7 protein-coding genes are annotated in these 11,241 nt (G+C 67.9%); 5 read left to right on the top strand and 2 right to left on the bottom strand.

The window, feature by feature from the left end; translation table 11 throughout:
- Positions 1–3,278: M10 family metallopeptidase C-terminal domain-containing protein (locus ACTIEW_RS00335; protein ID WP_439475914.1), on the bottom strand; the 3,278-nt coding region annotated here is incomplete at its 3' end.
- A gap of 230 nt (positions 3,279–3,508) precedes the next feature.
- On the opposite strand from ACTIEW_RS00335, the gene ACTIEW_RS00330 reads away from it, so the two are divergent.
- Positions 3,509–4,549, top strand: a complete 1,041-nt coding sequence (locus ACTIEW_RS00330) for a M48 family metalloprotease (RefSeq protein ID WP_439475913.1) — start codon at positions 3,509–3,511, stop codon at positions 4,547–4,549.
- On the opposite strand, the gene ACTIEW_RS00325 is transcribed toward ACTIEW_RS00330, so the two are convergent.
- Entirely contained in the window at positions 4,509–5,102 is a 594-nt protein-coding gene (locus ACTIEW_RS00325; RefSeq protein WP_439475912.1) for a hypothetical protein, read from the bottom strand. The genes ACTIEW_RS00330 and ACTIEW_RS00325 overlap by 41 nt on opposite strands.
- Before the next feature lie 110 nt (positions 5,103–5,212).
- Here ACTIEW_RS00325 and ACTIEW_RS00320 point away from each other — a divergent pair, with 110 nt between their 5' ends.
- The 4 genes from ACTIEW_RS00320 (at position 5,213) to ACTIEW_RS00305 (ending at position 11,236) form a co-directional block, all read left to right on the top strand.
- The gene (locus ACTIEW_RS00320) at positions 5,213–6,835 is read left to right on the top strand and encodes an alpha-glucosidase (RefSeq protein WP_439475911.1); all 1,623 of its coding nucleotides are present in this window, start codon (positions 5,213–5,215) and stop codon (positions 6,833–6,835) included.
- A gap of 37 nt (positions 6,836–6,872) precedes the next feature.
- Positions 6,873–7,895: an NAD-dependent epimerase/dehydratase family protein gene (locus ACTIEW_RS00315; RefSeq protein WP_439475910.1), complete on the top strand. Its 1,023-nt coding sequence runs from the start codon at positions 6,873–6,875 to the stop codon at positions 7,893–7,895.
- Between the two features lie 195 nt (positions 7,896–8,090).
- Positions 8,091–9,407, top strand: a complete 1,317-nt coding sequence (locus tag ACTIEW_RS00310; protein ID WP_439475909.1) for an ammonium transporter — start codon at positions 8,091–8,093, stop codon at positions 9,405–9,407.
- Positions 9,408–10,243: 836 nt separating this feature from the next.
- Positions 10,244–11,236: a UbiA family prenyltransferase gene (locus ACTIEW_RS00305; protein ID WP_439475908.1), complete on the top strand. Its 993-nt coding sequence runs from the start codon at positions 10,244–10,246 to the stop codon at positions 11,234–11,236.
- Positions 11,237–11,241: the final 5 nt, after the last annotated feature.

Below are 11,241 nucleotides of genomic sequence, written 5' to 3'. Positions count from 1 at the left end.
GTGTCGATACCCTCGCCGCCGACCATCGTGTCGGCCCCAATCCCGCCGATCAGGAGGTCATCACCCGCTCCGCCCCGGATGTCATCGGCGAACGCCGTGCCGATGAGCGTGTCGTTTCCAGACGTACCCAGGATCAACTGGCCGCCGCCGGCACCCACGATCAGGGTGCCGTTGTCGAAGCGCAGATACTCCACGCCTGTGAGCGTGTCGGTCCCGTCAGGCCCGACCACGGTGGTTGTTCCACCCGTCGTCGTCACCGTCGACTGGGCCATCGTGCCCGAGAACACAGCCGTATCGGTCCCGGCGCCGCCGTCGATCGTGTCGTTCCCGGCCCTGCCGTTGATGACGTCATCGCCGTCCAATCCGTTGATGACATCCGCCCCGGACGTACCGTTCAGGGTGTCCGCCCCGGCCGTGCCGTTGATTGCACCGCCGACCGGCTCCCCGGCCGCGTTATACAGGCCGTCCGCGAACTGCAGCCGCTCGACATTGCTCACGCTGTCAGTTCCGTCGGGACCCGCCACAGTGGTCACGCCACCCGATACCGAGATCGTGTAGGCCGACCGGTTCCCCGAATAGACGGCCGTATCCGTACCATCGCCGCCGTTGATCGCGTCGTTGCCGCCGCCGCCGGTCAGGGCGTCATCGTCCGCGCCGCCGTTCAGCGTGTCAGCGCCCGTGCCGCCATTCAGCGTGTCAGTGCCCGCGTCGCCGTTCAGCGTCGAGCCGATCAGCGTGACCGGCACAGGGGTCTGACTGGGGCTCGAAACGTTCAGCCGATAGGTCTGGCCGGCCGGCGGCGGACCAGAGGTGAAGGTCTCGCCGACATTGGTCAGCCAACGCGCAACCTGGATGTAGTAGGTCCCGGCGGCGCCGAAGGTGTGGGTCAGCATCGAGTCCGTGGAAGAGCCGCCGTCCGAGGCGTTGTCGTCATTGTTGGCGAGTTCGTCGCCGGCGCTGGTCATCAGCCGCAGCGTGCTGTCGAAGCTGGCGCCGTCGATGTCGAAGATCACCGTCTCGCCGGCCACCACGGTGATGGCGTAGTATTCGACGCCGCCATGGGTCGTGGCGACGACCGTTGCGTGCGGGATCGTGGTCGAGCTGCCGATGGTCGAGTCGGCGCGCAAATCGAAGGCGCCGGTCAGCGAAACCGCCGTGCCGATGGTGTTGTTGGCCGTGTCATTGCCCTTGACGATATCCGGAGCGCCGCCGCCCTCGCCGGGCGCGCCGGCATGGAGTTCGTCCGCACCGCCGCCGCCGTTGAGGGTGTCGATGCCGCCTCCGCCGCGCAGGACGTTTGCGTTTGCGTCACCCGTGAGGGTGTCGGCATAGACCGTTCCGGTCACGTTCTCGACCTGGGTCAGAGTGTCGAAGCCGCCGCCGCCGCTGGACGAGCCATTGGACAGATTGACCGTCACGCCGGCGCCCGCGCCGGAGTAGTCGGCCGTGTCCGTGCCGGCCCCGCCGTTGAGCGCGTCATTGCCCAGGGCGCCGATCAGGATGTCGTCGCCGTCGCCACCGTTCAGCACGTCGTCGCCCGAGCCGCCGTTCAGATTGTCGTTCCCGGCCAGGCCGTTGATGGTGTCAGCCCCGCCCAGACCACCGATGACGTCCGCCAGGGCGGTGCCGGTGATGGTCTCGTTGGTGATGTCGCCGCCAACCACCAGGCCGCCGGTCGGTGTCGCCGCTATGGTCTGGTCGGTGAACTGCAGGGATTCGACATTGGTCACGGTCACGTTCTGGCCGTTGCCGACGACCGTGCCGGTCTGTCCAGTCCAGGTGATGGTGTAGGCGGCGCGCGCGCCCGAGAACACGACCGTATCGGTCCCGAGGCCGCCGTCGACCACATCCGTGCCGGTGCCGGGGGTGAACCGGTTGTTTGCGGAGTTGCCGCGGAAGGTGTCCGAGCCGTGGCCGCCGATGGCGTTCTCGATCACCGCGCCGAGGGCGATCGAGACGTTGCCGATCAGGCCGCCGACGCTGGAGAAGGAGCCTTGGCGCAGGTCGATGATCTGGCCATTGTTCAGATAGCCCGAGAAATCGAACGTATCGGCGCCGCCGGCGTCCCAGGCGCAGAACACCAGGGGGCTGAGTTCATTGTTGGCGTTGAACCAGAGCTGGCCCGCCGTCGAGTTGAAGCCATAGACGGTGTCGCCCATGCGGGTCGACATATTGGCCCCGTACAAACGCTGGGCCGCCGAAATATCGTCCAGCAGCGGCGCGGACGAATAGCGCCTCACCCCGGCTCCGTCGGTGCGGAAGTCGGCTCCGGTCTCCCGCTCGCTGAAATAGCTCATCACCGAGTACTGGAGGGAATCCTCATAGTAGATGGCGCTGGCGGAGTAGGTGATGGTTCCGCCGGAGCCCGCGTTGTAGGCTGCCGGATGGCTCAGGCCGATGGCATGGCCGATCTCGTGCAGCAGGGTCAGCTGGCCGTAACCCTGCTGAACCGGCAAGGCGTTGTAGGATAGCGAGCTGTTGATCCACACATCGCCCTGGACCTGGCTGAAGCCGGTCGCACCCGGCATGCCGCCCGGCAGATAGGCGAAGGCCGCCGCGCCGTCCTGACCGGAGCTGTAGTTGCCCAGCAGGATGGTGGCGTTGTTGGAGAATTCGCTCCCGCTGTTCTGGACACGCTGGAAGGTGATGTTGGCCACATCGGACCAGGCGGCGAACGCCAGAACGCTGGCGGCGATCTGGGTAGCGTTGAACTGCGAGAAGCCGGACGTGTCGGTGGGCATGGTCGTGACTGAGTCACGGAAGGCGTAGGTCACCGTCGCCGCCGTGCCGAGCCCCGTAGCCCAGCTCTGGTTCGTGCGGGTGATCTGGGCGCCGGCGTCGGTCGAACTGAGCGAGGGCTTGCCGTTGGGACCGAATACGCCTCGATCGTCGGCGTTCAGGCCGAAGACCGGCCCTCCGCCGCCGTCCGCCTCGGTGGTGGCGCCGTGAAAGCGCGCGCAGCATGCGCACACCTGATAGCTGGCGATGGCCCCGAACGAGGAGCTCTCCACGGGCTCCACCGGCTCGAGCGCCTCGCCTACGCCTGTGAACCGCTGGTTCGGGCTTGTAAATCCGTCGAAAACTTCAAGAAAACGGTTCGAACTGCCGCCCGCGCGGTTGCTGAGCAAGCTGGGGAACATCGGGCCATCGGGCTCCCCCGGCTCAAGCGCCTCGCCGACGCCCGTGAACCGCTGGGCCTGGCCGGTAAATCCTTCGAAAGCCTCAAGAAAGACATTCGAGGCGCCGCCGAAGCGGTTGCTGATCAAGCCGTAAAACATGGGGCCGCCGTCGTGGAGCAACTATTGGAGGCGGTCACCGTAACGCGACGAGCCGAAACGACAAGCGCGATGCAATCATGATGTAATAAATATTCCGGGATACACCTCAGGATTGTCAGACGATTCACGCCGTTGTTCCCTGGCTATCGGGCCCAACCGCCCTCCATCGGAAGGTGATACGTTCCCGAACTCCCGGGGGACGCAGCGGTCGTCCCGTATCGAGGCTTGGCATGCCCCAGACCCCGACGCATGGTGCGGCCATGTTGAACCGGCGTTCCCCCGCTCTCGTCGCGGCCCTTCTGCTTCTGAACGGCGTCCTGTCCGCCTGCGGTTCGAAGGCTCCTGTCGCTGATGCCGACCTGGAGATCGCGGCCCCGGCGGAACAGCGGCTGATCGCCCTGACGGATCTGGATCAGCGGGTCGCGAGGGTCGGCTATCGCCTGTCGACGGCCAACGCAGAGCTTTGCCCGGCGGTGCGGAACTCGGCGGGCTGGTTGCTGCATGCCGCCAGCCAGTACAGCCCGGAACTGCGCCCCTATGCCGAGACCCGGTTCGGACTGGACGGGGACCTGCCGGGCCTGCTGGCGGTTCCGGAAGGGTCGGCCGCCGACCTCGCAGGACTGCGCCGCGGCGATCTTCTCCTCAGCGTCAACGGCGAGGCCCTGACGCGCGGCGTCACCCGCCGGGCGGCCGCCTTCGAGGGCGTCGAGGCCAATATCCAGAAGCTGGACCTTGCCCTGGCGTCCGGGCCCATCGAGATCGCGTTCCGCCGCGACGGAAACGACCAGACCGTACGGATCACGCCGCAACGCGCCTGCGGCTACGATGTCCAACTGGATCCGTCCGACGAACTCAACGCCCGGGCGGACGGGAAACGCCTGTTCATCACCACCGCCATGGCCGGTTTCACCGCGACCGACGACGAGCTCGCCCTCGTGCTCGGCCACGAACTGGCCCACCACGTCCTCGAGCATCGGGGCTGGCACGAGGCCGAGACGCGGGGCCGCCAGACCCAGACCCTGCCGGCTCTGACCGACACGCCCGGCGGGGCCGAGCGACAGGCGGATCGCGTCGGTCTCTATCTCGCCGCCCGGGCCGGGTTTGACAGCTCAATCGGCTCTGCCTTCTGGCGGCGGTTCGGAGCCTTCAACTGGCGCGTCCGCTATCCGCAGTGGGGGCACCCCTCCGCCGAAGCCCGCGCCCGCGCCCTGGAAGTGGTCCAGATGGAAATCAGCGCCCGCCGGGCGTCGGGGCAGCCTCTGGTTCCGTGACGGCGTCGGGGGTCGCCTCCGGGACGACCTCGTCCTCCCGCCACGCCGCCTCTGGATTGAGCGCCGCAGTCGCTTCCAGAAAGGTCCCCGGCTTCATCGACGGCTCGCCGGCCGTCTGCAGTCCGGCCAGCCGGGCCAGATCCGCAATGAAGGTGATGCAGTTGCGCCGTCGCAGGTCATAGACCCACCCTTCCGGACTGTTCCACCAGTCGGCCCGGGCTCGCACTGCGCGATAGTCGGCATCACTGACCGTCCGTCTCAGATAGGGTTTTCCTTCCCCGACATACCGGGGGTTCGGAAGCTCGACCACGCCCTCGCCGCGCGCGAACAACAGCTGCGGTCCCGGATTGCGGGCGGTGAAGCCGGCCGCCCAGTCCACGGTCTCACCCGTCTCGTCCAATGTGCCCTTGGCCTGCACAAAGGCATGGGGAAAGAGCAGGTTTCCGTCCCGCACCCTGGCCCCGGGATGGGCGTAGAAGGTCAGGGTCACCTCGGCCCAGGCCGACCCAGCGATCAGGGCCAGCACCAGCCCCGGCAGTCCGGCTCGCCTCATCGTTTGCATCATCCTTCAGGCTCCGCCATCCGCCCACCTATCGCCCGGCGACCGGGCGTTGCAAAGTCCCGACGCATCGCCCGACGTCGTATCGAATTAGAAGGCCGCGCGTGACCGACAAGGTTCCAGACCCACTGACCGTTTCCTCCGCTGACTGGTGGCGGGGCGCCGTCATCTATCAGGTCTATCCGCGCAGCTTCGCCGACACCAACGGCGACGGCGTCGGCGACCTCGCGGGGATCACCGAACATCTCGACCACATCGCCTCCCTTGGCGTCGACGCCGTCTGGCTCAGCCCCTTCTTCACCTCGCCGATGAAGGATTTCGGCTATGACGTCGCCGACTATTGCGACGTCGATCCGGTCTTCGGAACCTTGGCCGACTGTGACCGTCTGATCGCCCGCGCGCACTCGCTGGGCCTTCGGATCATCACCGACCTGGTTCTCGCCCACACCTCGGACCAGCACGCCTGGTTCCGCGACAGCCGCCAGTCGCGCACCGCCTCCAGGGCCGACTGGTACGTCTGGGCCGACGCAAAGCCCGACGGCTCGCCGCCGAACAACTGGCAGTCCGTCTTCGTCGGCTCCGCCTGGACCTGGGACGCCCGGCGCGGCCAGTACTACATGCACAATTTCCTGCCGGAGCAGCCCCAGCTGAACCTGCACAATCCCGCGGTCCAGGACGCCGTGCTGGACGCGGCCCGCTTCTGGCTCGACCGCGGCGTCGACGGCTTCCGCTTCGACGCCATCAATTTCGCCATGCACGATCCGCTGCTGCGCGACAATCCGCCCGCCCCGCCGGGCAAGCGCACCCGACCGTTCGACTTCCAGTCGAAGGTCCACAACCAGTCCCAGCCGCAGATCCCCGGCTTCCTCGCCCGCATCCGCGCCCTGATGGACCACTACCCCGGCCGCTTCAGCGTCGCCGAGGTCGTCGGCGAGGGCGCCGAGCCAGAGATGCAGGCCTTCACCGCCGACGACCGCCACCTGAACAGCGCCTACGGTTTCGCCTATCTGTATGCCGACGCCCTGACCTCCGATCTGGTGCGCCGCGCCAACGCCGCGTGGGACGGCGCGCCCGGTCAGGGCTGGCCCTCCTGGGCCTTCTCCAACCACGACGCCCCGCGCGCCGTCTCGCGCTGGGCTGAGGGCCGCGACCCGGACCGCTTCGCCCGCATGGCCATGCTGTTGCTGATGGCCCTTCGCGGCAATGTCTTCGTCTATCAGGGCGAGGAGCTGGGCCTGCCGCAGGCCGACGTCCCCTTCGACCGGCTGGTCGATCCCGAAGCCATCGCCAACTGGCCCGAGACCTTCGGCCGAGACGGCGCCCGCACCCCCATGCCGTGGCGGGCCGATGCCCCCCACGCCGGCTTCTCGATCGCCGAGCCCTGGCTGCCGGTCGATCCGCGCCATCCGCCTCTGGCGGTCGATCGTCAGGACGCCGATCCTGCCTCCATTCTGAACCTGACCCGCCGCCTGATCGCCCTGCGTAAGGCCGCGGCCGCCCTCCGCCTCGGCTCCCTGCGCTTCCTTGACGCCCCCGCGCCCCTCCTGGTCTTCGAGCGCGCCCACGGCGACGAGGTCCTGACCTGCGTCTTCAACCTCGGCCATGAGACCGTCGCCTGGACTCCGGACGGCCATTTCCTCCCGGTCGAATCGGTCAATGTCGACGGCGCCGGGCCGGACGAACTGCCGCCCATCTCCGGCCGGATCATGCGGCGGTTTTCGATATGAGGTGGCGGAGCGGCGCGCCCGGCGCTATCGCAAATCCATGACCTCCAGGGACCCTGTCCTCGTCACCGGTTCGGCCGGCTTCATCGGCTTCCACACCGCCCAACGTCTGCTGGCGCGGGGCGAGACGGTCATCGGCGTCGACAACCTCAACAACTACTACGACCCAGCCCTGAAACAGGCGCGGCTCGACCTGTTGCTGGCCCAGCCGGGCTACCTCCACTACACGCTTGATCTCGCCGATCGCGACGGCATGGCCGCCCTGTTCGCCGAGCACGCGCCCCGACGCATCATCCACCTCGGGGCCCAGGCGGGCATCCGTTACAGCGTCGAAAACCCCGAGACCTACATCGACTCCAACGTGGTCGGCTTCCTGACCGTGCTGGAAGGCGCCCGCGCCGTGAAGGCCGAGCATCTGGTGTTCGCCTCGACCAGCTCGGTGTTCGGGGCCAACGCCGCCCTGCCCTTCTCGGTGCAGCAGGGCGTCGCTCATCCGTTGAACGTCTATTCGGCGACCAAGATCGCCAACGAGGCCATGGCCCACGCCTATGCCTACATCTTCGGCATCCCGTGCACGGGGCTGCGGTTCTTTACGGTCTATGGTCCGTGGGGCCGGCCGGACATGGCCCTGTTCAAATTCACCCGGGCCATCCTCGAGGGCCAGCCGATCGACGTCTACGGCGCCGGCGAGATGGAGCGCGACTTCACCTATGTCGACGACATCGTCGACGGGGTGGTGGCGGCCCTGGACGCCGTGCCCGGCAAGGATCCCGACTGGCAGGCCGAGGCGCCCGGCCCCGGCACAAGCGGCGTGGCCCCTTGGCGTATCCTGAACCTCGGCGCCGGGCGACGCGAGCCTCTGGCGCGCTACATCGAGGTGCTGGAACAGGTGCTGGACCGCAAGGCGATATTGAACATCATGCCGACCCAGGACGGCGAGATGACGCGAACCGAGGCGGACGTGAGCGAGTCCCGCGCCGCCCTCGGCTATGCTCCCTCGACCCCCATCGACGTCGGGGTCCAACGGTTCGTCGACTGGTACCGCGATTTCTACAAGGTCTGACGCAAGCGCGAAGACCAGCGGTCAGGACGTGCCGTACTGACCCTCCCCGGCCCGCGATTGCGCAGCGTCACAGCAAGTTATTGCGCCGCACACGAAATGATTTGCCTGCTGCGGTGCAATAGGTTCCTATCCCTATCCGCGGCCCCGAACGCGGTTCGAGCCGAGCCTAGTGACTCCAGCCTCGGACCCCCGCGCATGAAATCCCGCACCCTCGCCGCCCTCGTCAGCCTCGCGGGCCTGCTCGCCGCCGGACCCGCACTGGCGGCCGCGCCGGCCCTGCTGGCGCACCAGGCGCCGCTGGCGCTGAACGAGGCCTCGGCAGCCTGGATCCTGACCTCCACCGCCCTCGTCCTGCTGATGACCCTGCCGGGTCTGGCCCTGTTCTACGGCGGCATGGTGCGGCGCAAAAATGTGCTGTCGACCATTGCCCAGTCGACCGCCGCCATGGCCATCGTCACCGTGCTCTGGTTCATCGCCGGCTACAGCCTGTCCTTCGGCTCCAGCGGCGGGGCTGCCAACGGCTTCATCGGCGGCCTGCAGGCGGCCTTCCTCAACGGCGTCACGCCCTCGACGGCGCACAGCCTCGCGCCGGGCCTGCCCGAGTTCCTGTGGATCGCCTACCAGCTGACCTTCGCCATCATCACCCCGGCCCTGATCGCCGGCGCCTTCGCCGAACGGATCAAATTCTCGGCCTCCATCCTGTTCTTCTTCCTCTGGCATCTGATCGTCTATGCGCCGATCTGCCATCAGGTCTGGGGCGGCGGCTGGATGGGGTCGCTGGGCGTGCTGGACTTCGCCGGCGGGGCCGTGGTCCACGTCAATGCGGGCGTCGCCGGCTTGGTCGCGGCCCTCGTGCTGGGGCCGCGCCAAGGGCACGGGCGGGACAATATGGCCCCGCACAACCTGGCCTTCACCGCCATCGGCGCCGGCCTGCTGCTCGTCGGCTGGCTCGGCTTCAATGCCGGCTCGGCCTGGGCCGCCGACGGGATCGCCGCCGTCGCCGCCTTCAACACCATCCTCGCCGCCGCCGCCGCCGCCATCGGCTGGACCGCCGTCGAATGGATCGATCACAAGAAGCCCACCCTGCTCGGCCTGCTGTCCGGCCTCGTCGCAGGTCTGGTCGGGATCACCCCCGCCGCGGGTCTGGTCGATCCCAAGGGCGCCTTCCTCATCGGCCTCGTCTCCGGCCCGGCCTGCTTCGCCGGCGCCGTCTGGCTCAAACGCGCCTTCAAATACGATGACAGCCTCGACGCCTTCGGCGTGCACGGCATAGGCGGCATCGTCGGCGCCCTGCTGACCGGCGTCCTCGCGACGACCGCCATTAACCCCGCCGCGGCCGGCGCCAATTTGCTCAACCAGACCATCGGCCTGATCGCCGTCATCGCCTGGAGCGCCGTCGGCACCTGGGCCATCCTGATGATCTGCAAATTCACCACCGGCCTGCGCGTGCCGAAGGAGGAGGAGATCGAAGGCCTCGACTACACCCAGCATGGCGAGACGGTTCATCCGTAACAGCGGCGCCCACCTACGAGCCCTCCCCGCTATCGTCATTCCGGGCGAAGAGACGCGCAGCGGCTCGCAGACCCTCAACCCCGCGGCGCCGCGACGGCGGCGAAACACCGGCGATGGCGGCGGACCACCACTCCCGGACCGTGCTGCCGACAGGTTCGCGCTCTCGCGCGCCGCTGGGTCCCGGGTCTTCGCTGCGCTCCGCCCGGAATGACGATAGCGGATGGGGGCAATTTCCGGCGCTACCCATTTTCCGATTGTCAGCATATCCCGCGCGGCCAACCCGCTGACTTCGCTTGCCTTCCAAAAATTACAGCGTCCCCATCCCGCCATAGGAAGGCCCGCCGGCATACTCCTCCCATCCCGTCGCGGGGGAGGGCGTCTGGCGCCAGGGCCATCACGTGCGGCGGGGTGTGATCGAGCGGGAAACCGCATCCAGATCGTCTTTTGGGGGCTCCGGCTCTGGCTGGCGGGAAGGTGCGGGACTGTCTGCGGGGGAAACCGAAACCGCAGAGCCCGGGGAGCCTGGCCGCTCTCCGCCCGTCGCGGGCCGCGGGACGTCCAGGGAGTAAACGGTGGAAAGCGCAGGGGACTGAAGACACCCGGCAGGCCGTGCAGAAGCCCTCAGCGTCCTGCCTGCGTGAACCGGTCGCGCGGAGCACAGGCGGCGACGCCGAAAACTCACTCACGGTCCCCGTAACGCGAAAGCAGGGGGCCACATCACGGTTCCGGGCTAGCCGCCCGCGCTCCGCGACCTCCCCGTCACTTTCCGGCAGCAATGCCGGGAAGGCGAAGACGCATGCCTTCTCCCTCATCCGCCAACAGGCTATCTCCGATCCATGACCTCCGCCTCGCTTCCCGACGCCCCGACGAACTGGGTCGACCGTCATGCGCCGGAAGGCCTGAAGCCGTGGCTGAAGCTCGGACGGTTCGACCGGCCGATCGGCATCTGGCTGCTGCTCCTCCCCGGCTGGCAGGGGATCGCGCTGGCGTTGGCCCAATACCGCAAGACGCCGGACCTCTACGACGTTTGGCTGTTCCTCGGTTTCGCCCTCGGCGCCTGTCTGATGCGGGCGGCGGGCTGCGCCTTCAACGACATCGTCGACCGCGACATCGACGCGAAGGTCGCTCGCACGGCGATGCGCCCCATCCCGTCCGGCCGGATCTCGGTGAAACAGGCCTGGGCCTTCGTGATCGGCTGCAGCCTGATCAGCCTGCTGATCCTGCTGACCTTGAACATCATCGCCGCCTTGCTCGGCGTCGCCTCCGTCCTGCTGGTGGCCGGCTATCCCTTCATGAAGCGCATCACCTGGTGGCCCCAGGCCTGGCTCGGCCTGACCTTCAACTGGGGCGTGCTGATGGGGTTTGCGGCGGCGGCCTACGGCGGCGGCGCGCTCGTGGCCTTCTCCTTCCTTCAGGGTTCGACGAACGTCGCGATCATCGCCCCGGATTTTCACCCTCTCCTCCTCTACCTCGCTCTCGTCTTCTGGACCCTCGGCTACGACACCATCTACGCCCTGCAGGACATCGAGGATGACGCCATGGTCGGGGTGAAGTCCTCGGCCCGCCGTCTCGGCGCCAACGTCCAGCGCGGCGTCGGCGTCTTCTACGGGCTCACAGTCGTCCTGACCGTCGCCGCGGGCCTGACCGCCGGCCTCGGTCCGCTCTTCTATGTCGCCCTCCTGCCCTGGGCGGCCCATCTGTTCCGTCAGGCGCGGGACGTTCGCCCCGATGATCCAGCCCTGGCCCTCCGGCTGTTCCGCTCCAACCGCGACGCGGGGTTCATTCTGCTTTCCGCCATCATTCTGGGCGCTGTATCGTGGCCGTTCTGAAGGAG

The sequence above is a fragment of the Brevundimonas sp. genome, assembly GCF_051860745.1.
Lineage (GTDB): Bacteria > Pseudomonadota > Alphaproteobacteria > Caulobacterales > Caulobacteraceae > Brevundimonas.
This window is presented reverse-complemented; position numbering and strand designations above follow the sequence as displayed.

Excerpts from the sequence above, each read along its gene's own strand:
- ACTIEW_RS00310 (WP_439475909.1), top strand. The coding sequence starts at position 8,091 with ATGAAATCCCGCACCCTCGCCGCCCTCGTCAGCCTCGCGGGCCTGCTC.
- ACTIEW_RS00315 (WP_439475910.1), top strand. The coding sequence starts at position 6,873 with ATGACCTCCAGGGACCCTGTCCTCGTCACCGGTTCGGCCGGCTTCATC.
- ACTIEW_RS00330 (WP_439475913.1), top strand. The coding sequence starts at position 3,509 with ATGCCCCAGACCCCGACGCATGGTGCGGCCATGTTGAACCGGCGTTCC.
- ACTIEW_RS00325 (WP_439475912.1), bottom strand. The coding sequence starts at position 5,102 with ATGAGGCGAGCCGGACTGCCGGGGCTGGTGCTGGCCCTGATCGCTGGG.
- ACTIEW_RS00305 (WP_439475908.1), top strand. The coding sequence starts at position 10,244 with ATGACCTCCGCCTCGCTTCCCGACGCCCCGACGAACTGGGTCGACCGT.